General features: G+C 72.5%; 18 protein-coding genes. 16 read left to right on the top strand and 2 right to left on the bottom strand.

The annotated features are described in order from the left end of the window. Positions 1 to 8 precede the first annotated feature (8 nt). The 12 genes from CFN78_RS05100 (at position 9) to CFN78_RS05155 (ending at position 16,243) form a co-directional block, all read left to right on the top strand. Positions 9 to 851, top strand: coding sequence for a sulfurtransferase (locus tag CFN78_RS05100; protein ID WP_094861393.1), 843 nt, complete (start codon positions 9 to 11; stop codon positions 849 to 851). Positions 852 to 999: 148 nt separating this feature from the next. Continuing rightward, positions 1,000 to 2,184, top strand: coding sequence for an acetoin utilization protein AcuC (locus CFN78_RS05105; protein WP_094861394.1), 1,185 nt, complete (start codon positions 1,000 to 1,002; stop codon positions 2,182 to 2,184). A 1-nt stretch (position 2,185) separates the two neighbouring features. Beyond that, complete coding sequence (locus tag CFN78_RS05110) at positions 2,186 to 4,996, top strand: bifunctional acetate--CoA ligase family protein/GNAT family N-acetyltransferase (protein WP_094861395.1); 2,811 nt, start codon at positions 2,186 to 2,188, stop codon at positions 4,994 to 4,996. A gap of 198 nt (positions 4,997 to 5,194) precedes the next feature. Next, positions 5,195 to 6,793 carry a UDP-N-acetylmuramoyl-L-alanyl-D-glutamate--2,6-diaminopimelate ligase gene (locus CFN78_RS05115; protein ID WP_240519268.1) on the top strand — a complete coding sequence of 533 codons (1,599 nt, stop codon included), beginning with the start codon at positions 5,195 to 5,197 and terminating at the stop codon, positions 6,791 to 6,793. Beyond that, positions 6,790 to 8,271, top strand: coding sequence for a UDP-N-acetylmuramoyl-tripeptide--D-alanyl-D-alanine ligase (locus CFN78_RS05120; protein WP_094861397.1), 1,482 nt, complete (start codon positions 6,790 to 6,792; stop codon positions 8,269 to 8,271). The genes CFN78_RS05115 and CFN78_RS05120 overlap by 4 nt, the downstream gene beginning before the upstream one ends. After that, a complete protein-coding gene (mraY, locus tag CFN78_RS05125) occupies positions 8,268 to 9,353 on the top strand; it encodes a phospho-N-acetylmuramoyl-pentapeptide-transferase (protein WP_094861398.1) in 1,086 nt (361 codons plus the stop codon). Before CFN78_RS05120 ends, mraY begins: the two co-directional genes overlap by 4 nt. A 6-nt stretch (positions 9,354 to 9,359) precedes the next feature. Continuing rightward, positions 9,360 to 10,760, top strand: a complete 1,401-nt coding sequence (gene murD, locus CFN78_RS05130; protein WP_094861399.1) for a UDP-N-acetylmuramoyl-L-alanine--D-glutamate ligase — start codon at positions 9,360 to 9,362, stop codon at positions 10,758 to 10,760. After that, positions 10,747 to 12,261 carry a putative lipid II flippase FtsW gene (ftsW, locus tag CFN78_RS05135; RefSeq protein ID WP_094861400.1) on the top strand — a complete coding sequence of 505 codons (1,515 nt, stop codon included), beginning with the start codon at positions 10,747 to 10,749 and terminating at the stop codon, positions 12,259 to 12,261. The genes murD and ftsW overlap by 14 nt, the downstream gene beginning before the upstream one ends. Beyond that, complete coding sequence (gene murG / locus CFN78_RS05140; protein ID WP_094861401.1) at positions 12,258 to 13,430, top strand: undecaprenyldiphospho-muramoylpentapeptide beta-N-acetylglucosaminyltransferase; 1,173 nt, start codon at positions 12,258 to 12,260, stop codon at positions 13,428 to 13,430. The genes ftsW and murG overlap by 4 nt, the downstream gene beginning before the upstream one ends. Continuing rightward, positions 13,423 to 14,832, top strand: a complete 1,410-nt coding sequence (murC, locus tag CFN78_RS05145; RefSeq protein ID WP_094861402.1) for a UDP-N-acetylmuramate--L-alanine ligase — start codon at positions 13,423 to 13,425, stop codon at positions 14,830 to 14,832. The genes murG and murC overlap by 8 nt, the downstream gene beginning before the upstream one ends. A 2-nt stretch (positions 14,833 to 14,834) precedes the next feature. Further along, positions 14,835 to 15,659: a cell division protein FtsQ/DivIB gene (locus tag CFN78_RS05150; RefSeq protein ID WP_094861403.1), complete on the top strand. Its 825-nt coding sequence runs from the start codon at positions 14,835 to 14,837 to the stop codon at positions 15,657 to 15,659. Between the two features lie 74 nt (positions 15,660 to 15,733). Then, positions 15,734 to 16,243, top strand: a complete 510-nt coding sequence (locus CFN78_RS05155; RefSeq protein ID WP_094861404.1) for a DinB family protein — start codon at positions 15,734 to 15,736, stop codon at positions 16,241 to 16,243. On the opposite strand, the gene CFN78_RS05160 is transcribed toward CFN78_RS05155, so the two are convergent. Next, the gene (locus CFN78_RS05160) at positions 16,218 to 17,036 is read right to left on the bottom strand and encodes a DUF1295 domain-containing protein (RefSeq protein ID WP_165777449.1); all 819 of its coding nucleotides are present in this window, start codon (positions 17,034 to 17,036) and stop codon (positions 16,218 to 16,220) included. The two genes, CFN78_RS05155 and CFN78_RS05160, sit on opposite strands and share 26 nt — an antisense overlap. Beyond that, complete coding sequence (locus CFN78_RS05165) at positions 17,033 to 18,319, bottom strand: SAM-dependent methyltransferase (RefSeq protein WP_094861406.1); 1,287 nt, start codon at positions 18,317 to 18,319, stop codon at positions 17,033 to 17,035. Before CFN78_RS05165 ends, CFN78_RS05160 begins: the two co-directional genes overlap by 4 nt. A 101-nt stretch (positions 18,320 to 18,420) precedes the next feature. Here CFN78_RS05165 and CFN78_RS05170 point away from each other — a divergent pair, with 101 nt between their 5' ends. Genes CFN78_RS05170 through CFN78_RS05185 form a run of 4 tightly spaced genes read left to right on the top strand, consistent with a single transcriptional unit; the run spans position 18,421 to position 21,797 of the window. Then, entirely contained in the window at positions 18,421 to 19,698 is a 1,278-nt protein-coding gene (locus CFN78_RS05170) for an NAD(P)/FAD-dependent oxidoreductase (RefSeq protein WP_094861556.1), read from the top strand. Next, on the top strand, positions 19,692 to 20,426 hold the full coding sequence (locus CFN78_RS05175; RefSeq protein WP_094861407.1) for a DUF1365 domain-containing protein: 735 nt from the start codon (positions 19,692 to 19,694) through the stop codon (positions 20,424 to 20,426). The genes CFN78_RS05170 and CFN78_RS05175 overlap by 7 nt, the downstream gene beginning before the upstream one ends. Next, positions 20,419 to 21,030 carry an ECF RNA polymerase sigma factor SigK gene (gene sigK, locus CFN78_RS05180; RefSeq protein ID WP_094861408.1) on the top strand — a complete coding sequence of 204 codons (612 nt, stop codon included), beginning with the start codon at positions 20,419 to 20,421 and terminating at the stop codon, positions 21,028 to 21,030. The genes CFN78_RS05175 and sigK overlap by 8 nt, the downstream gene beginning before the upstream one ends. Further along, a complete protein-coding gene (locus tag CFN78_RS05185) occupies positions 21,027 to 21,797 on the top strand; it encodes an anti-sigma factor (RefSeq protein WP_094861409.1) in 771 nt (256 codons plus the stop codon). The genes sigK and CFN78_RS05185 overlap by 4 nt, the downstream gene beginning before the upstream one ends. Positions 21,798 to 21,841: the final 44 nt, after the last annotated feature.

The following is a 21,841-nucleotide window of genomic DNA, read 5'->3' on the forward strand; positions in this document are numbered from 1 at the left end:
ATGGCCCGGTGGATCCCTTGATCAGCACCGAACAGCTCGCCGCCGCACTGGACACGGACGGGCGCCGCCCCGTCGTACTCGACGTGCGCTGGCGCAGGGACGGTCCGTCCGGGGCCGAGTCGTACGCTGGCGCGCACCTGCCCGGCGCCGTGTACCTCGATCTGGACCGCGATCTCGCGGCCGAACCCGGCACGGGCGGCAGGCATCCGTTGCCCGAACCCGGCGCGCTGCGGGCGAGCCTGCGCCGGGCGGGCGTGCGCCGCGACCGTCCGGTGGTGGTCTACGACGACGCGGACGGTTCCGTCGCCGCCCGCGCGTGGTGGCTGCTCCGCTGGGCCGGGCACACCGAGGTCGCCGTGCTCGACGGTGGATTCGCCGCGTGGACGGCGGAGAACCGCCCGGTGACCGACACCGTGCCGGAACCGGAACCCGGCGATGTGGACGTGTGTCCCGGCGGCATGCCCGTCGTCGACGCCGACGGCGCCGCCGCACTCGCCCGCGAGGGAGTCCTGCTCGACGCCAGGGCGGGCGAGCGCTACCGCGGCGAGACCGAGCCGCTCGACTCCCGCGCCGGGCACATCCCGGGTGCTCGCAGCGCACCCTTCGCCGCGCACACCGGTCCGGACGGGCGCTGGCTCCCCCCGGCCGAGCTGGCCGCGATCCTCGCCGACGCCGGCGTCGCGCCAGGGGTCCCGGTCGGTGCCTACTGCGGCAGCGGTGTCACCGCCGCATCGGTCGTGCTGGCCGTCGAGGTCGCCGGGCGGGAGACCGCCGCGCTCTACCCGGGCTCCTGGTCGCAGTGGTCGGCCGACCCGCAGCGTCCCGTGGCGACCGGCGAACTCCCCGGCTGAGCCACCGGCGCACCGGCATTCGCGGGGCACCCCGCCCGCCCTGCCCGAACCGCCCTGCCCGAACCGCACGGTCTTCGTGTCGCGGGCCCGCCGCGCCCGGTGCGGTTAGGGTCGGTCGTATGAGCGAACGGCCCGTGCGGGAGCGTCCATGACAGTGCGCGCGACGACCCCCGCCGTCGTCTGGGACTCCTCGCTGCTGGGGTACGACCTCGGCGGCGAGCATCCCTTCAATCCGGTGCGGCTGGAGCTGACGATCCGGCTGGCCACCGAACTCGGCGTGCTGGACGGGGTGCCGCTGCTCGTTCCCGAGGCGGTATCGGAACGCGAGCTGCACCGCGTGCACGCCGGGGAGTACATCGAGGCGGTGAAACAGGCGCCGATGACCGGCGGCGACCCCGGGCACGGCCTGGGCACCACCGACAACCCGGTGTTCTCCGGCATGCACGAGGCCTCCTCGCTCGTGGTGGGCTCGACGATGCTCGGCGCCCGGGCCATCGCGGCGGGGGAGGCGACCCGCGCCGTCGGCATCGCGGGCGGCCTGCACCACGCGATGCGGGCCAGCGCCTCCGGCTTCTGCGTCTACAACGACTGCTCGGTGGCCATCTCCTGGTTGCTGGACAACGGTTTCGACCGGGTGGCCTATGTGGACACCGACGTGCACCACGGCGACGGGGTGCAGACCGCGTTCTACGACGACCCGCGCGTGCTCACCATCTCTCTGCACCAGCACCCGTTCACCCTGTGGCCCGGCACCGGGTACTCCGCCGAGACCGGCGGCGGGCGGGCCGAGGGCACCGCGGTGAACGTGCCGCTGCCGCCGCACACCCGCGATCCCGGGTGGTTGCGCGCCTTCCACGCCGTCGTGCCCTCGCTGCTCGGCGAGTTCCGTCCGCAGATCCTGGTGACCCAGTGCGGCGTCGACTCCCACGACGAGGACCCGCTCGCCGATCTCTCCCTGTCCGTGGACGGCCATCGGGAGATCTACCGGGCACTGCGGTCGCTGGCCGACGAGCACGCCGGCGGGCGCTGGCTGGCCGTCGGCGGCGGCGGGTACCAGGTCATCCGGGTGGTGCCGCGCTCGTGGACGCATCTGCTCGCCACCGTGCTCGACCGGGACGTCGCGCAGGGCACCTCGATGCCCTCCGGCTGGCTGCGCACCGTCGGCAAGGCGGCCCCCGGGCACGAACTCCCCACCTCGATGACCGACGGCGCCGAGACCGGATTCGAACCATGGGGCGACGGTGCCGACGATCCGGTCGACATCGCGATCCGCGACACCCGGCGCGCGGTGTTCCCCCTGCACGGTCTCGATCCGGACGATCCGAGGGACTGACATGAACCCGGCAGAGAACCCCGCGGACCCGGCTCCCGGCCACACGCCCGAGGCCGCGCCCGGCGCCACGCCGGACGGACCGGGTGGCGCGGACGGCGCGCGCGATCCGTTCGACTACCCGCGCCACTGGGAAGCCGACGTCCTGCTCTCCGACGGCGGGACCGTCCACTTGCGACCGGTCGTGCCGGACGACGCCGAGGGCCTGGTCGCCCTGCACTCACGGCTCTCCGAACGCACCCGTTACCTGCGCTACTTCGGTGCCTACCCGAGGATCCCGCAGCGCGACCTCGACCGGTTCTCGACCGTCGACCACCACGACCGGGTCGCGTTCGCGGCCCTGCTCGGCGACGACATCGTCGCCATCGGCCGCTACGAGAGCCTGGGGGAGCGGGACATGGCGGAGGTGGCGTTCGTCGTCGACGACGCCCACCAGGGCCGCGGTCTCGGCTCCATCCTGCTCGAACACCTCGCCGCGGCGGCCTCCGAATCGGGACTACGGCGGTTCATCGCCGAGGTGCTCGCCGAGAACCCCGGCATGGTGCGCGTCTTCCGCGACGCCGGTTACCAGGTCAGCAGGGAGATCGAGGAGGGTGTGCTGCATCTGGAGTTCGACATCGACCCCACCGACGAGTCGCTGGCCGTCGCCCGGTCCCGGGAACAGGCGGCCGAGGCGCGCAGCGTGCACAACCTGCTCCATCCGCGCTCGGTCGCCGTCATCGGCGCCTCCACCGATCCGACCAAGATCGGTTACGCGGTGCTGACCCACCTGCTCGCCGCCGACTTCGCCGGGACGGTCTACCCGGTCAACCCCGAGCACTCCTCGGTGCGCGGGGTGCGGGCGTATCCGTCCGTTGTGGACATTCCGGGGCCGGTGGACCTGGCCGTGGTCGCGGTTCCCGCCGAGGCGGTGGAGTCCGTGCTCGACGGCGCACTGGAGAAGGGCGTGAAAACCCTGCTGATCGTCTCCGGCGGCTTCGCCGAGGCGGGCCCGCACGGACTGCACGCCGAGCTGCGCCTGGTCGGCGAGGCCCGCGCGCACGGCATGCGCGTGGTCGGGCCGAACGCGCTGGGCGTGCTGAACACCGCGCACTCGGTCCGCCTCAACGCCACGCTGGCCCCCCGCCTGCCCGGCCGGGGACGGACCGGGTTCTTCTGCCAGTCGGGCGCACTGGGCGCGGCGATCCTGGCCGACGCCGAGTCCCGCGGGCTGGGCCTGTCGACCTTCGTCTCGGCGGGCAACCGCGCCGACGTCTCCGGCAACGATCTCCTCCAGTACTGGGAGACCGACCCGGACACCGACGTGGTGCTGCTCTACCTGGAATCCTTCGGCAACCCGCGCAAGTTCGCCAGGCTCGCGCGCAGGCTGGCCCGCTCGAAACCGATCGTCGCGGTCAAGTCCGGTAGGCACGCCGTCCGGCCGCAGCTCGCCGCCACCTCCGCCGAGGTGGACGAGGCGAGCGTGCAGGCGCTGTTCGAGCAGGCGGGCGTCATCCGGGTCGAGTCCCTGGCGCAGTTGTTCGACACCGCGCTGGTCCTCGCGCACCAGCCACTGCCCGCCGGGCCACGGGTCGGCATCGTCGGCAACTCCTCGGCCATCGGGCTGCTGGCCGCCGACACCGCGCGGGCACAGGGACTGCGGCTGGCGTTCGATCCGGTGGACCTCGGCCCGCAGACCGGGCCGGCCGAGTTCGCGGCGGCCGTGCGCGAGGCCTCCGCATCGTCCGAAGTGGACGCTCTGGTCGTCGTGTTCGTACCCCCGCTGGCGATTCCCGGCACCAGCTACGCGCGGGCGCTGCGCGAGGCCCTCGTCGGGACGGAGGGCGAACGGGGAAAGCCGATCGTGTCGACGTTCCTGGCCGCCGAGGGGGTCCCCGCGGAACTGGCGGTGCTGTCACCGGACGGCGTGCCCGCGGCCGGATCCATCCCGTCCTACCCGAGCCCCGAGCGCGCGGTGAACTCGCTCGCCAGAGTGATCCGCTACGCCGCCTGGCGCGACCGTCCACAGGGCACTCTGGTGCGCCCCGGCGGACTGCATCCCGAACACGCGCAGGACATCGTCCGCGAGATACTGGCGGGCCCGGACGCGGCGGCCCCGGACGCCCCGGCGGAGCGCGGCGAGGTCGTGGCCTCCGACGGCGACGTGCTGCGGTTGTTGTCCTGCTACGGCATCGAGATCGTGCCCTTCCGGGTTGTCTCCTCCGCCGCCGACGCGGTGGCGGCCGCGGCCGAACTCGGCTACCCGGTGACCCTCAAGGCCGTGGAGGAACGCCTGCGCGGCCGACCGGACCTGGTGGGCGTGCGCCTGGACCTGACGTCCGAGGACGCGGTGCGCACCAGCTACGCCGCCCTGCGCGAGGTCTCCGGGGCCGAGGACGTGTACGTGCAGCGGATGGCGGCCAAGGGGCTGTCCTGCCGGATCGGCCTGCAGGACGACCCGTCCTTCGGCACGCTCGTCTCCTTCGGTCTCTCCGGTGTGGTGAGCACCCTGCTGGGAGACCGGGCGTACCGGGCCGTGCCGCTCACCGACGTGGACGCGGCGACGCTGATCCGGGAACCCCGGACGGCCCCGCTGCTCACCGGCTACCGCGGCGACGAGCCCGCGGATCTGGCCGCCCTGCAGGACATCGTGCTGCGCGTCGCGGCGCTCGCGGAGGACCTGCCCGAGGTGCGCTCGCTGAGCCTGGACCCGGTCCTCGCCTCGCCGCAGGGCGCGTTCGTGGCGAACGCGCGCGTGACGTTCGGCCCCACCCCGTCCCGTCCGGACACCGGGCCGCGCAGGCTCCGCCCGATCACCGCCCGCGACACGCCCTGATCCGCCGCACCGCCGGTGACCCGTGCCGGGGCGGGTCGCGGCTCCGGGGCGGCGGTCCCGGGCAGCAGTGGCCCGGCGAGGGGCACACCGTCGGTAGCGGTGCGCACACGCGCAGCCCGACAGCATCCTCCACGTCACATCCGGAAGATGCCGTACCGCCTCACGCCGCCGGGGAAGCCCGCCGGTAATCTCCCGCCTGTGTCTGTCAACAACGACGGGTCGGCCCCGTCTGGCGGGCCGGTCCCGGACAGCCCGGCGAAATTCGTCGCCGCGCCACCTCGCCCCGCCCGCATCGAACCGGTTCCCCTGACGACGCTGGTCGCCCGCGCCGACGCGCGCGTCGTGCCGGATCGCGACGCCGAGGAGGTCTCGGTCACCGGTGCCACGCTGCGCGCCCAGCACGTGCTCCCCGGCGACCTGTTCGCCGCGCTGCCGGGTGCGCGCGTGCACGGCGCCGACTTCGCCGCGGACGCGATCGCGGCCGGTGCCACCGCCGTGCTCACCGACCCGGCGGGGGCCGAGCGCCCGGCGCTGCGCGAGGCCTCCGTGCCGATCCTGGTGCACCCCGACCCGCGCGCCATGATCGGGCCGATGGCCGCCTGGATCTACGGGGAACCCTCGCTGCGGGTGGCCGTGCTCGGCGTCACCGGCACCTCCGGCAAGACGACCACCGCCTACCTGATCGAGGCCGGCCTGCGCGCCGCGGGCCGGACCACCGGGCTGATCGGCACCGTCGAGACCCGGATCGCGGGCGAGCGCATCGCCAGCGCGTTCACCACGCCCGAGGCACCGGACCTGCAGGCCCTGCTCGCCGTCATGGCCGAGCAGGGGGTGACGCACGTGCCGATGGAGGTGTCCAGCCACGCGCTCTCCCTCGGCCGGGTCAACGGCACCCGGTTCGCCGTCGGGGCCTTCACCAACCTCTCGCAGGACCACCTGGACTTCCACCGCGACATGGAGGACTACTTCGCCGCCAAGTCGCTGCTGTTCGACGGCCGCTCGACCACCGAGGTCGTCGTCGTGGACAGCCCGTGGGGGCAGGCGCTGGTCACCCCGCACACGGTGACCGTGGCGACCGAGCAGGACACCGAATCCACCTGGCGGGCCACCGGGCTCTCGGTCACCGCCACCGGGGAACAGGCCTTCCGGATGCACGGCCCGGACGGGCTCTCGGCCGCCGCCACGCTGCCGCTGCCGGGTGCGTTCAACGTCGCCAACGCGCTGCTCGCCGCCGCCGTGCTCGACGCCGCGGGCGTGCCTGCGGAGCAGATCGTCGCCGGGCTGGCCTCGGTCGAGGTGCCGGGCCGGATGGAGCGCGTCTACCTCGGCCAGGACTTCACCGCCGTCGTCGACTACGCCCACAAACCCGCCGCGGTGGGGCAGGCGCTGGAGGCGCTGCGCGCCCGCACCGGCGGCAGGATCATCACCGTGCTCGGCTGCGGCGGCGACCGCGACACCGGCAAGCGGCCGATGATGGGTGACGCCGCCGTCCGGGGCAGCGACGTGCTGATCGTCACCGACGACAACCCGCGCACCGAGGAGCCTGCCGCGATCCGCGCGGCCATGCTCACCGGGGCGCGCGCGGTCGGCCCGTCCCTCGGCGGGGAACTGCTGGAGATCGGCGACCGGCGGACGGCCATCGCCGAGGCCGTGGGCCGCGCAGGCCAGGGCGACGTCGTGTTCGTCGCCGGCAAGGGACACGAGACCGGGCAGGAGGTCCACGGTGTGGTGCAGCCGTTCTCCGACCGGGACGAACTCACCACCGCCATCCGCCACCGTCTCGAGGTGACCGCGTGATCACGCTGACCATGGCCGAGATCGCCGAGATCGTCGGCGGCAGGCTGCACGGCACCGACGGCTCCACCCGGGTCACCGGCGGCGTCGAGTTCGACTCCAGGGCGCTCACCGGTGGCGGGCTCTTCGTGGCCCTGCCGGGGGAGAAGGTCGACGGGCACACCTTCGCCGCCAGGGCGGTCGCCGCGGGTGCGGCGGGAGTCCTGGCCGCCCGCGAGGTCGACGCCCCCGCCGTCATCGTGCCGCCGCTCGCCGAGGGCGCCGCGCACGAGCGTTCGGTCGCGCTCACCGGCGACACCGACGGTTCCGGCGCGGCCGTGCTCGCCGCGCTGGGCGCGCTCGCCCGCCACGTGGTCACCGTGCTCGCCCGTGACGGGCTCGCCGTCGTCGGCGTCACCGGTTCCTCAGGCAAGACCTCCACCAAGGACCTGATCGCCCAGTTGCTGGAGCCTCTCGGCCCGACGGTGGCGCCGCCGGGCTCGTTCAACAACGAGCTCGGCCATCCGTGGACCGCACTGCGCGCCGAGGCCTCGACCCGGCACCTGGTGCTGGAGCTCTCCGCGCGCGGGCCCGGCCACATCGCCGAACTGGCGGCCGTGGCGCCGCCGCGGATCGGCGTGGTGCTCAACGTCGGCAGTGCTCACGTCGGTGAGTTCGGTTCCCGGGACGGGATCGCGAAGACGAAGGGTGAACTCGTCGAGGCACTGCCCGCCGAGGGAGTCGCCGTGCTCAACCTCGACGATCCGCTGGTCGCCGCGATGGCCTCCCGCACGCGAGCGCGGGTGGTCGGCGTGGGGGAGAACCCCGCGGCCGAGGTGCGCGCCGTGGACGTGACGCTCGACGAACGGGCCCGCGCGTCGTTCCGGCTCGTCTGCCCGCAGGGCGAGGCCGCCGTCAACCTGCCGCTGTTCGGCGAGCACCACGTCGGCAACGCGCTGGCCGCCGCCGCCGTGGCGCTCGAACTCGGTTCCCCGGTCGCCGACGTCGCGCGCCGGCTGTCCTCGGTGCGGCGCCGGTCCGAGCGCCGGATGGACGTGCGCACCAGGGCCGACGGCCTGACGGTGCTCAACGACTCCTACAACGCCAACCCCGAGTCCGTGCGCGCCGCGCTGAAGACCCTGGCCTCGATGAGCCGCGGCAGGCGCTCATGGGCGGTACTCGGTGTCATGGGCGAACTCGGGGCAGATAGCGTGACCGCGCACGACGAGATCGGCCGCCTCGCGGTCCGGCTGAACATCAGCAGGCTCGTCGTGGTCGGTGATTCCGCCGTCGCGCCGATGCACCAGGGCGCATGCCACGAAGGTTCTTGGGGAGAGGAGTCGGTCCTGGTACCCGACACCGATGCCGCCGTCGCGCTGCTGCGCGACGAACTCCGGCCGGACGATGTCGTGCTCGTCAAGGCGTCCAAGGTCGCCGAGCTCTGGCGGGTGGCCGACGCGCTGCTCGCGGACTCCGGCACCGGTCACGGTGGTGACGCGTGATCAGCATCCTGATCGCCGCCTCCGTCGGCCTGCTCGTCTCCATCCTGCTCACCCCGTACCTCATCCGCGTGTTCTCCCAGCAGGGGTTCGGCCAGGAGATCCGCGAAGAGGGACCGCAGGGACACAAGTCCAAGCGCGGCACGCCCACCATGGGCGGCGTCGCGATCATCACCGCACTGGTCATCGGTTATTTCACCGCGCACCTGATCAACTGGATCGGCGGTTCCTCCAGCACCGGGCCGACGGCGTCCGGGCTGATCGTGCTGTTCCTGGCCGTCGCGCTGGGGGTGGTCGGTTTCCTCGACGACTTCATCAAGATCCGCAAGCAGCGCAACCTCGGCCTGAACAAGACGGCGAAGCTCGTCGGGCAGCTCGTCGTCGCGCTCGTCTTCGCGGTGCTGGTGCTGCAGTTCGCCGACGACCGCGGGCTCACGCCCGCCTCGCAGAACCTGTCCTACGTGCGGGACCTGGCGCTGATCTTCTTCCCGGTGCCCATCTTCATCATCTTCTGCTACCTGCTGATCTCCGCGTGGTCGAACGCGGTCAACTTCACCGACGGCCTCGACGGTCTCGCCGGTGGCGCCTCGGCGATGGTGCTCGGCACGTACGTGGTGATCGCGTTCTGGCAGGCCCGCCTCGACTGCGGCGTCACGCCCCAGGCCGCCTGCTACGACGTGCGCGACCCGCTGGACCTGGCCGTGGTGGCCGCGGCGGCGACGGGCGCGTGCATCGGCTTCCTCTGGTGGAACGCCGCACCCGCCAAGATCTTCATGGGCGACACCGGATCACTGGCCCTCGGCGGGCTCGTCGCCGGTCTCTCGATGACCACCCGCACCGAACTGCTCGCCATCGTCATCGGCGGCCTGTTCGTCGTCGAGATGGTCTCGGTGGTCGCGCAGATCGCGGTCTTCCGCACCACCCGGAAACGACTGTTCCGGATGGCGCCCTTCCACCACCACTTCGAACTGGCGGGCTGGGCGGAGACCACGGTCATCATCCGGTTCTGGCTGCTCGCCGCCATCTGCTGCATGTTCGGCCTCGGCCTGTTCTACAGCGAACAGCTCGGCATCGCGGGAGGCTGAGCGGTCATGGATCTCACCGGACGCCGGGTACTGGTCGCGGGCGCCGGGGTGACCGGGCGGTCGGTGGCGGACGCGCTGGTCACCGCGGGCGCGCACGTCACCGTGACCGACGGCGACGCCGGACGGCTCGCGGAGCTGGCGGCGCCCGGAGTGGAGACGGCCGCGGGCCTCACCGAGCCGCCGGAGGGCACCGAGCTGGTCGTCACCAGCCCCGGCTGGCGTCCCGGCTCGCCGCTGCTCGTCGCGGCGGCCGCCGCCGGCGTCGAGGTCATCGGCGACGTGGAGCTGGCCTGGCGCATCGGTGAAGCCCTCCCGGAACCACCGGTCTGGCTCGCCGTCACCGGCACCAACGGCAAGACCACCACCGTCGGCATGCTGGAGTCGATCCTGCGCGCGGCCGGCGTGGACGCGGTGGCCTGCGGCAACGTCGGGTACGCGGTGACCGACGCCGTCGCCGCCGGGCACCGGGTGCTCGCCGTGGAACTGTCCAGTTTCCAGCTCCACTGGTCGAACACGCTCGCGCCGAGAGCCTCGGCCGTGCTCAACCTCGCCGAGGACCACATCGACTGGCACGGTTCGATGGAGGCCTACGCCGCAGACAAGGGCACGGTGCACGAACGCAGCGGCACGGTCGTCGCCAACGCGGACGACCCGTGGTCCTCGGCCCTGGCCGGCACGCACGCCGGACCAGGCGCCCGCCGGGTGGCCTTCACCCTGGACAGCCCGCGTCCCGGGCAGTTCGGCGTGGTCGAGGACCTGCTGGTGGACCGGGCCCTGGTCGCCGATCCCGCCACCACCGCCGAGGAACTCGCGCAACTGCCCGACGTCCGCCCCGCGGGCCCGCACAACGTCGCCAACGCCCTCGCCGCCGCGGCACTGGCCAGGGCCTACGGCGTGCCACCCGCAGCGATCGCCGAGGGGCTGCGTGCCTTCCGCCCCGGCGCGCACCGGGCCGTGCCGGTGGCCGAGATCGGCGGCGTCCGCTACGTCAACGACTCCAAGGCCACCAACCCGCACGCCGCCGCGGGATCGCTGCTGGCGCATCCCGGCGTGGTGTGGATCGCGGGCGGAATGCTCAAGGGGGCCTCGGTCGACGAACTGGTGGCCGCCACGGCGGACAGGCTGCGCGGGGTGGTGCTGCTCGGCGTCGATTCCGGCGTGATCGCCGCCGCTGTTGCGCGACACGCGCCGGATGTACCGGTCAACACGGTGCTCCCGGGTGACGATGACCCCATGACTGCGGCAGTGGGAGCGGCCAGCGCAATGGCACGACCGGGTGACGTCGTGCTGCTGGCCCCGGCCGCCGCCTCGCTGGACATGTTCCGCGACTACGCCCATCGGGGCGACGCCTTCGCCGACGCGGTCCGTGCCCTCGCCACGGGGGAGCCGAATCGTGACGGTGGTTGACCAGAACAGGGACAGGCGCGGCAGGGACGGCCGGACGGAAACGCCGGCCCCCCGGCGGAAGCGGCCCGAACGACGGCGGCCGGCGCGCGGCCTGACGGCCGTGCGGGTGGCGCTGACGGCCTGGCTGTCGCGGCCGCTGGCCTCGTTCCACCTGATCCTCGCCATCTGCGGGCTGCTCACCACGATCGGCATCGTCATGGTGCTCTCGGCATCCTCGGTCGAGTCGCTGAACACCGGCTCCTCGCCGTACAGCCTGTTCCGCAAGCACCTGGTGTTCGTCGCGCTCGGTTCGGTGGTCTTCTGGGTGGCGCTGCGGCTGCCACTGCGCAGGCTCCGGACGCTGTCCTCGACCGCCATGGTGCTGGGGCTGGGCCTGCTGGTCCTGGTGCTGACCCCGCTGGGCACCGAGCATTACGGGTCGAAGGGCTGGTTCGACGTCGCCGGGTACTCCTTCCAGCCGGTGGAGATCGCCAAGGTCGCACTGGCCATGTGGGGCGCGCACATCCTGGTCACCAAGCACGCGGTGCTGCACCAGTGGCGGCATCTGCTGGTTCCGGTGGTGCCCGCGGCGCTGCTCATGTTCGGCCTGCTGATGATGCAGCCGGACCTCGGCGGCACGGTCACCCTCGGGGTGGTGCTGCTGGCGCTGCTGTGGTTCGCCGGCGCCCCGAAGCGGTTGTTCGGCGTGCTGCTCGGCGCCGCCGCGCTGGGCGTACTGGTGCTGGCGCTGATCGACCAGTACCGCCTCGACCGGGTGCTGTCGTTCCTCAATCCCTCGGCCGATCCGCAGGGCAAGGGGCTGCAGGCCAACCAGGCGCTCTACGCGCTCGCCGACGGCGGCCTGTTCGGCAAGGGACTGAACCAGGGCGCCTCGAAGTGGAACTACCTGCCCAACGTCCACCACGACTTCATCTTCGCCCTGCTCGGCGAGGAACTCGGCCTGGTCGGCTGCGTGGCGGTGATGGGCCTGTTCGGCCTGCTGGCCGTCGTCGGGCTGCGCATCGCCACCCGCAACCTCGACCCGTGGATCCGCATCCTCGCCGGCACGCTCACCGCCTGGCTGGTCGCGCAGGCGGCGATCAACATCGGTTACGTCGTCGGGCTGCTGCCCGTCACCGGCGTGACCCTGCCGCTGATCTCCTACGGCGGTACCTCGCTGCTGGTGACCATGATGCTGTTCGGCATCCTGGCGAACTGCGCCCGGCACGAACCGGAGGCGGTGGCCGCACTGCGCACGCAGGGGCCCGGTAAGTTCGGGCGGCTGCTCCGGCTGCCCGCGCCCGAGCCGTACCGGCCGCCCGCCCGTAAATCCGGTCGCAGGCCCGCGGCACGGAGCGGGGCCGCGAACGGGCGCAGGCCCGCGCCGCGCACCGCCCGCTCGGCCGCGGCACCGGACCGGCGCAGGTCCACCGCGCGCGGCGGCAGCACGGCCGCACGCGGCACCCCAGTACGCAACACCGCCAGGACGTCGCGGACGTCGAACCGGAGAGGAACTTGGTGAGCGAGCCGGCAACGAACACGGAGCGAGCCGCGTCGAGCGCGGCACCGACAGTCGTGGTGGCCGGAGGTGGCACGGCGGGGCACATCGAGCCCGCGCTGGCGCTCGCGGACGCCGTGATGCGGCTCCGGCCCGACGCGCGGGTCGTCGCGCTGGGCACCGAACGCGGGCTGGAAAACACCCTGGTGCCCGCGCGCGGCTACCCACTCGAGCTCATCCCGCCGGTGCCGATGCCCCGCAAGCCGACCCCGGATCTGCTCCGTCTGCCGCTGAGGGTCCGCGACTCCGTCCGCCGTACCCGCGAGGTCCTCGACCGGGTCGGTGCCGATGTCGTCGTCGGTTTCGGCGGCTACGTCGCGCTGCCCGCCTACCTCGCGGCGCGCGGCCGGGTGCCGATCGTCGTGCACGAGGCGAACAAGCGTCCCGGCCTGGCCAACAAGGTCGGCGCCCGCTTCGCCGAGCAGGTGGCGGTGGCGGCACCCGGCACCCCGCTCGCCGGGGCGCGCGTCGTCGGCATCCCGCTGCGCCGCTCGATCACCACACTGGACCGTGCCGCCCTGCGCGCCGAGGCCAGGGAGTTCTTCGGCCTCGACCCCGAGGCGCCGACCCTGCTCGCCTTCGGCGGTTCGCAGGGCGCCCGCTCGATCAACACCGCGGTGTCCGCGGCGGCGGGCGACTTCGCCGCCGCGGGGGTGGGCGTGTTGCATGCTCATGGCCCGAAGAACACCGTGGTGGTACAGGAGTTCCCCGGCAGGCCCGCGTACGTACCCGTGCCCTACCTGGACCGGATGGACCTGGCCTACGCCGCGGCCGACGTCGTGCTGTGCCGTTCCGGTGCGATGACCGCCGCCGAGGTCTCCGCCGTCGGCCTGCCCGCGATCTTCGTCCCGCTGCCGCACGGCAACGGTGAGCAGGGCGTCAACGCGGAGCCCGCGATCGGCGCCGGGGCGGGCATCGTGATCGACGACGCAGACCTGACCGCCTCGTCGATCCGGGATCTGGTGCTCCCGCTGGTGACCGACGCCGGCCGGGTGAAGACAATGGGTGCGGCAGCGGTGGGCCTTGGCCACCGCGAGGCCGACGAGGTGTTGGCCGGGATCGTGCTCGACGCGGTCGCCGCGGACAGGGCTGCGGGCAGGACCGCGGGACGACGGGGTGCAGGACATGAATGACGTTCCCGAGGTGTTGCGGCGTGCGCATCTCATCGGAATCGGCGGCGCCGGGATGAGCGGCATCGCCCGCATCCTGCTGGCCAGGGGAGCCGCGGTGTCCGGCTCCGACGCCAAGGACTCACGCGCTTTCCTGTCGCTGCGCGCGCAGGGGGCGAAGATCGCGATCGGCCAGCGTTCGGAGAACCTGGACCTGTTCGCCGAGGGGCCGTCGGCGGTGGTGGTGTCCACCGCGATCAGGGACGTCAACCCGGAGCTGGCCGCGGCGCGGGAACGCGGGGTCACCGTGCTGCACCGGGCCGAGGCGCTCGCCGGACTGATGGAGGGGCACCGGGTGGCGGCCATCGCCGGCACTCACGGCAAGACCTCCACCACCTCGATGCTGACGGTCGCGCTGCAGCACTGCCGTCTCGATCCCTCGTTCGCCATCGGCGGTGATCTCAACGAGTCCGGTGCCAACGCCCACCACGGCGAAGGCGGCATGTTCGTCGCCGAGGCGGACGAGAGCGACGGCTCGTTCCTCAGCTACGCCCCCTCGGTCGCCGTGGTGACCAATGTGGAGCCGGACCACCTCGACCACCACGGCACCGCCGAGGCCTACGTGGCCGTGTTCGGCGAGTTCGCCCGCCGGGTCCGGCCCGGCGGCCTGCTCATCCTCTGCGGTGACGACGCCGACGCGGCCGCACTGGCCGGAGATGTCGGCGCGGACGTGCGGATCCGCCGCTACGGCCGCACCGTCGAGGGGCCGGGGGACGCGCGCGTCCTCGGCTACCGGCCGTGGGGTGAGGGCGGGATCGTGACGATCTCCCTGGACGGCAAGGAGATCGAGATCGAGGTCGCCGTGCCGGGCGAGCACATGGCGTTCAACGCCGTCGCGGCCCTGCTGGCCGGCGTCGAACTGGGCGCACCGGTGGACGGGCTGATCGAAGGTCTCGCCGCGTTCGGCGGGGTGCGCAGGCGGTTCGAGTTCAAGGGCCGTTCCGGTGACGTCCGGATCTACGACGACTACGCCCACCACCCCACCGAGGTGGACGCCCAGCTCCGCGCCGTCCGGCAGGCGGCGGGCGAGGGCCGGGTGATCGTGGTGTTCCAGCCGCACCTGTACTCCCGCACCAGCACCTTCGCCGCCGAGTTCGCGCAGGCGCTCGGGCTGGCCGACGAGGTCGTGGTGCTCGACGTCTACGGTGCCCGCGAGGAACCACAGCCCGGCGTCAGCGGTGCCCTCATCGCCGACCGGATCACCGGCGCGCGGGTGCACTACGAGCCCGCGTTCGACCGGGCGGCCCTGCTCGCGGCCGACCTGGTGCGGCCGGGAGACCTGCTGGTCACCATGGGGGCGGGCGACGTCACACAGCTCGGCCCGGAGATCGTCGCCGAGCTGGACCGGCGCGCGGAGCAGGGATAGCCATGACGGTGACGCGATCGCGGTCGGGCGGCAGGCGGACGCCGTCCCGCCCGTCGCGCCGCGGCGGGGATACGACGGGTGGCGGGGAACCGGCTGCCAGGGCACGGCGCGGCCGCAGGCCGGCCAGTGTGCGCGCCCGCACCGCCGATCGGCCGACCCGGCGTCGCGCCATGCGCCGCCGGTGGATCGCGTTGCTCGGCGTGCTGACCATCGCCGGTCTCGGCTACATCCTGTTCTTCACCTCGACCGTGGGGGCGAAGACCGTGCAGGTGGTCGGCGCGCGGGAACTGCCAGAGGAGCAGATCCTCGCCCTGGCGGCGGTTCCCGACCAGCGGTCGATGCTGCGCCTGGACGCCGACGAGATCCGCGACCGGGTGCTGACCCTGCCGGGGATCGCCACGGCGGCGGTCTCCCGCTCCTGGCCGACCACCCTGCGGATCGAGATCACCGAACGCACGCCGATCGGATTCTTCAACGGCGGCAACGGTTTCCACCTCGTCGACGACGCCGGCACGGATTTCAAGACGGTGCCAGAGCGGCCGCAGGGCCTGCCGGAGCTCTCGCTCACCGGGTCGAGCGCGGCCGACCCGGTCACCCGGTCGATCGCCGGTGTCCTCGCCGCGGTCCCCCCGCAGCTTCGGGAGCGGGTGACCCTCGCGGGGGCGGCGACGCCCGGCAGCGTGGAACTCACCCTCGACGACGGCAAGCTGGTCCGCTGGGGCGACGCGGACGACAGCGACCGCAAGGCGAAGGTGCTGGCCGCCCTGCTCACCCAGCCCGGGCAGAACTACGACGTCTCGAGTCCGGAACTGCCCACGGTCTCCTGACGCCTGCGTGGGGCGGCACCGGTGTTTGCCAAATCCGGTGCGGCCGGGTCCGCCGAGCGGGCAGAATCCGGGGCATGACGACCACTCCCGTGCGCACCGATCCGCCGATGTCGGCGGGCGAGCGTGAGCAGCTCACCTCGTTTCTCGACTTCCTACGCGAGACGGTGGTGCTCAAGTGCTCCGGGCTCACCGACGCGCAGGCCCGCTCGGCGCACGTCCCCTCGGAACTCACCACGATCGCCGGCCTGCTCGGGCATCTCACCTACGTCGAGCGGTACTGGTTCCACGTGGTTCTGCACGGTGGCGAGGACATCTGGAAGGAACGTCTCGCCGCCGACCCGGACGCCGAGTTCCGTGCTGCGATGACCACGCCGGTGACCGAGCTGATCGCGGGTTACCAGGCGCAGTGCGCGTCGAGCCGCCGCATCGCCGAACCACTGGACCTCGCCGGGGAGGTGACCTTCTGCGGCGAGGGCCGGATCAACCTGCGCTGGGTCGTCACGCACATGATCGAGGAGACCGCCCGCCACCTCGGCCACCTCGACCTGCTACGCGAACTCACCGACGGGACGACGGGGGAGTGACCGTCCGGCGCGGCGGCAGCGGGACGAAACCGCTGGTGCGTTTCACGTAGTCCGCGTAACCGGGCCGGGTGCGTTCCAACCCCTTCTCCAGCAAGGGTTTCCCGGTGCCGCGGGCCAGCGTGTACGTCATCGCGAGCGGTGCCAGGATCGTCGCCGCGCCCGCCCAGGTGCCGCAGGCCAGCAGGTAGAGGCCCCACCAGACGCAGGCGTCACCGAAGTAGTTGGGATGGCGGGTGTAGCGCCACAACCCGGTGTCGAGCACCGTGCCCTTCGTCCGCGGGTCCGCCCGGAATCGGCGCAACTGCTCGTCGCCGATCGTCTCGAAGGTGAAGCCGGTCAGCCAGACCAGGACGCCGATCCACGCCGTCACACCGAAACCGCCGCCGTACTGCGCGAACTGCACGGGCAGGGAAACGAGCCACAGCACCGCGGCCTGCACCAGGTAGACCCGGACGAAGATCTTCGCCGCCGGGCGTTCCCCCGCCCGCTGCGCCATGGCGACGTAACGGGGGTCCTCCGCGACACCGTGGTTGCGCAGGTGCAGGTGCACCGCCAGGCGGAGGCCCCAGACGAGGGTCAGCGCGGTGACCGTGATCCGCAACGCGAGATCGCCGGCACCCGCCTGAGTGCCGGACAGGACGAACGTCTCCACGGCGACGAACACGAAACCGAGGCCCCAGAAGGTGTCCACGGTGTCGTAGCGGCCGCGGCGCAGCGCGATCCCGAAGGTGGCCACGACCGCGAGGAGCGTGGCCGCCGCGGTCACGGCCAGGTTGAGCCCGACGCCGGTCACGGCCAGTCCCTGGTGGGCGGCAGCTCACTGCGGCCCGCGGAGTCGGGACGTACCGCCATGATCTGGTCGACCCCCATGCGGTTCTCCTCGAACGCCAGTGCGCCACCGACCAGGTAGAGCCGCCAGACGCGGGCGCCGGTCTCGCCGATCAGCGCGACGGCATCGTCCCAGCGGCGCTCCAGGGTGTCCAGCCACGCCCGAACGGTCGGCACGTAGTGCTCGCGCATCGCGTGCACGTCGCGCACCTCGAACCCGGCACCCTCGAGATGCCCGAGGGTGCGGCCGATGGGGCGCATCGTCATGTCGGGGGCGATGTAGCGCTCGATGAAGGCACCGCCGCCGGGAGCGTTGGCGCCGCGGGACATCTGCTGCAGCACCAGCCGCCCGCCGGGCTTCAGCATCCGGTGCAGGGTGGCGGTGTAGGTGGGGTAGTTGTCCTCGCCGACGTGCTCGCCCATCTCGATCGAGCCGATGGCGTCGAACGGAGCGTCGTCCAGCGCCCGGTAGTCCTGCCTGCGCACCTCGACCTGGTCACCCAGATCGTTGGCCTCGACCCGTCCGCGCACGTGTTCGAGTTGCTCGGCGGACAGCGTGACGCCGACCGCGTGCACGCCGTGGTGCTTGGCGGCGTGGATCAGCAGTGATCCCCAGCCACAGCCGACGTCGAGCAGGCGCATACCCGGGCGCAGCGCGAGCTTGCGGCAGATCATGTCCAGCTTGTCCCACTGCGCCTGTTCGAGCGTCCCGCCCGGCTCACCCGAGCTCCAGTCGGCCGAGGTCCAGTAGCCGCTGGAGTAGGCCATCGATTCGTCCAGCAGGAGCTGGTAGAAGGCGTTGCTCAGGTCGTAGTGGTGCGAGATCGCCGAGGAGTCGCGGCGCAGGCTGTGCAGGACCCCGGACAGGCGCGCCTCCTCGGCGGGCGGGGTCGGCGGCGTGCCGACGGCGCCCAGTCGCAGCGCGAGCCCCGCGGCCTTCGCGAGCTGCGCGGGACCGAGCCGGGACGTGCCGAGTGAACCGGACCGGGTGAGCGCCCACACGGTGCGGAAACCTTCGGTCAGATCCCCCTCGACGTCCAGATCACCGGAGACATAGGCACGGGCCAGGCCCAGTTCGCCGGGGGAGTAGAGCAGCCAGCGCAGGGCGCGCCGGGACCGCAGCACCACCTGCGGCCCGTCCGCGGGACCGGCGTGCGAGCCGTCCCAGGTGCGCAGTCCGACGGGCAGCGAGGTGCCCAGCACCTCTTCGACGAGTGCGGCGATGCGTTCGGCGCGAGTCATTGGCATGGCGGTGATTCGCGGGCGCGCGCGAGACGGATTGGTAGCGTGGTCCCGATCACGTCGCGCTCCGGGCCAATCCGGAGCGTACGTGGTGTCGAATGACCATTGTGCATACCACCGGAGAACGCGCAGGCACGGTCGCCGTCGTCGGCAGCGGCGTGGCCGGCCTGACCGCCGCGTACCTGTTGCAGCGACGATACGAGGTCGTGCTGTTCGAGGCCGACGGGCGTCTCGGCGGTCATGCGCACACCCACGACATTGAGGGCGCGGGCGGCCGGACGATCGGCGTGGACTCCGGGTTCATCGTGCACAACGAGCGCACCTATCCCAATCTGCTGCGGCTGTTCGGCGAGCTCGGCGTCGCCACGCAGGAGACCGAGATGTCGATGAGCGTGCACTGCTCCGGCTGCGGTCTGGAGTACGCGGGCGCCAAGGGTATGCGGGGGATCTTCGCCCAGCCCGCCAACCTGCGTAATCCCCGCTACCTGCGGATGCTCGCCGAGGTGAAGCGGTTCCATCGGCACGCCCGGCGCCTGCTGGACGCCCCGGACGCAGGCGACGTGACCCTCGGCGCGTTCCTGGCGATCGGCGGGTACGGCAAGTACTTCATCGACCACTTCATGCTGCCGGTGGTGTCCACGGTCTGGTCCGCCGACCGCACGGACACCCTGCGCTACCCGGCGCGCTACCTGTTCGAGTTCCTGCGCAACCACGGCATGCTCGCCGTCTCCGGCTCCCCGCAGTGGCGCACCGTCACCGGCGGCTCCCGCGAGTACGTCGACCGGGTCGCCAAGCAGCTCGGTGCCGTGCACCTCGCCACTCCCGTCCGCGCGATCAGCCGGACCGGACAGGGCGTGCAGATCCGCGACGAGTCCGGCCACGCGCACCACGCCGACCGGATCGTGGTCGCCGCGCACGCGGACGACGCACTCGGCCTGCTGGCCGATCCGACCCCGGCGGAACGTGAGGTCCTCGGTGCCTTCCGGTACTCCGCCAACGAGGCCTGGCTGCACACCGACGGCACGATGCTGCCCACGGCCGCCGCGGCGAGGGCGGGCTGGAACCACGTCTCGGCGGGCTGCGGCACCGACTACAGCGCCGTCCAGGTCAGCTACGACATGAACCGGCTGATGCGTCTGGACGAACCGGAGAACTACGTCGTCACCCTCAACCCGGCCACCCCGCCCAGCGCGGACTCGGTGATCGCCCGGATGGACTACACGCACCCCGTCTACACGCCGGAATCTGTTGCCGCGCAACGGAAACTGGCCGACCTTAACGATGGTGTCGTGGCCTTCGCCGGTGCTTACCACGGCTGGGGCTTCCACGAGGACGGCTGCGCCGCCGGCGTGCGCGCGGCGTCCTCGCTGGGGGTCGAGTGGTGACCGCCGCCCTCTACGACGCCACCGTCGGGCACGTACGGCGGATCGACCCGCCGCTGACCTTCGCGCACCGCATGTACCTGTGGCTGATCGACCTGGACGCGTCCCCCCGGCTGCCGGCCTGGCTGCGCCCGTTCGCCCGCTTCGACGGCCGGGACCACTTCGAGCCCGGAGACCGCGCCGGGATCCGGCAGAAGCTGGACGCCTGGCTGGCAGGCCGCGGGGTGGACCTGGCCGGCGGCCGGGTGCTGATGCTGACCAGCGCGCGCGTGCTCGGCTACGTGTTCAACCCGATCACCGTGTACTGGTGCCACCGTCCTGACGGGGAGCTGGAGTGCGTGGTCGCCGAGGTGCACAACACCTACGGCGGCAGGCACGCCTACCTGCTGCGCCCCGACGAACGCGATCACGCTCGCACGGGCAAGGAGTTCTACGTCTCGCCGTTCCAGGAGATGGCCGGTGAGTATCGGATGCACCTGCCGCGACCGGACGATCTGCTCTCCGCGACGGTGATCCTCGGCGCGCCGGGCGCAGGACCGGATCCGCTCACCGCCACCCTCCGGGGCGTCCGTCGCAGCGCCTCGCCGGGCTCGGTGCTCCGTATGCTCCTGAACAGGCCGTTCGTCCCGCAACGGGTGTCGGCGCTGATACGCGGGCACGGGATCTCGCTCTACCTCCGCGGTGCGGTACGGCCGCGGGTCGATGACACAAGGGGAGAACTCAATGGATGAGGCGGTACGCAGACCGCGTCCGGTGGCGATGCGCGCCGTCGACGGCGATGCCGGGGGGCCCTCACCGGAGGACCTGCTCGTGCAGGTCGCCAAGGGCGACGAACGCGCCTTCGAACTCCTCTACGAGAGACTGTCCGGCCCGATTCTGGGGCTCGTGCGGCGGATCGTCCGCGACGGTGCCCAGTCGGAGGAGGTCGCCCAGGAGGTGCTGGTCGAACTGTGGCGCACGGCCACGCGGTACTCGCCGGAGAAGGGAAGCGCGATGAACTGGGCGATGACCCTGGCACACCGTCGCGCCGTCGACCGCGTCCGCTCCGCCGCCGCGAGCACCGAGCGGGAGCAGAAGGCGACCTTCGAGGCGGGGCGTGCCCGGCCGTTCGACGAGGTGTCCGAATCCGTCACCGCGAACTGGGAACGCCAGCAGGTCCGCAAGTGTCTGTCCAATCTGACGGAACTGCAACGAGAATCCGTGATGCTGGCGTACTACCAGGGCTATACCTATCGCGAGGTGGCCGAGATCCTCTCGGCACCACAGGGAACGATCAAAACGCGGTTGCGGGACGGGCTCATCCGGCTCCGCGACTGCTTGGGGGTGACGGCATGACGTCTCCGGACATGCACACACTGGCCGGCGCGTACGCACTGGACGCGCTCAGCGAGCACGAACGTGCGCGCTTCCAGCGCCACCTCGACGAGTGTGCCGCGTGCACACAGGAGGTCCGCGAGATGCGGGCGACCGCGGCCCGGCTGGGCGCGGCCGTCGCGGCGGATCCGTCACCGGAGTTCAAGCAGCGCGTCCTCGCCCAGGTCCGGACCACCCGGCAGGACTCGCCGACCGCGTCGGTCGACTCCGTGGAACGGACCCGCCGCCGGACCGGTGCCCCGCGCTGGGCGGTCGGGCTCTCGGCCGCCGCGGCCGTGGTGGGACTGGCCGTCGCCGGTGTCTCCGCCGGACTGGCCTCGGACGCCAACGACGAGCTCACCGTCGCCCAGCAGCAGCTCGAACAGGCCAGGGCGCAGTACTCGCCCGCGGGCGACCTGCTCACCGCGTCGGACGTCCGGATCGCCTCGAACGACGCGCTCACCGGCGGCGGTGGCACGGTCGTGGCCTCGCAGAGCCAGAACCGGATGATGTTCCTCGGTTCGCAGCTTCCCGACCACGGCCCGGACCACGACTACCAGATCTGGCTGATGGATCCCGAAGGCATTCCGCGGTCCGCGGGCATCGTCGGCACCGAGACCGCGGGTGACGGTGTGCTGATGACCGACGGGATCCAGGGCATGGCGAAGGTCGCGATGACCGTGGAGCCCAAGGGCGGTTCCCCGGAACCGACGACGGCCCCGGTTCTCTGGGTCGACCTGCCCGCCTGACACCGGCGCGCCACGAGCACGGCGGACCCGGGCGGGACCCCACG

Source organism: Amycolatopsis antarctica (assembly GCF_002262875.1).
Lineage (GTDB): Bacteria > Actinomycetota > Actinomycetes > Mycobacteriales > Pseudonocardiaceae > Amycolatopsis > Amycolatopsis antarctica.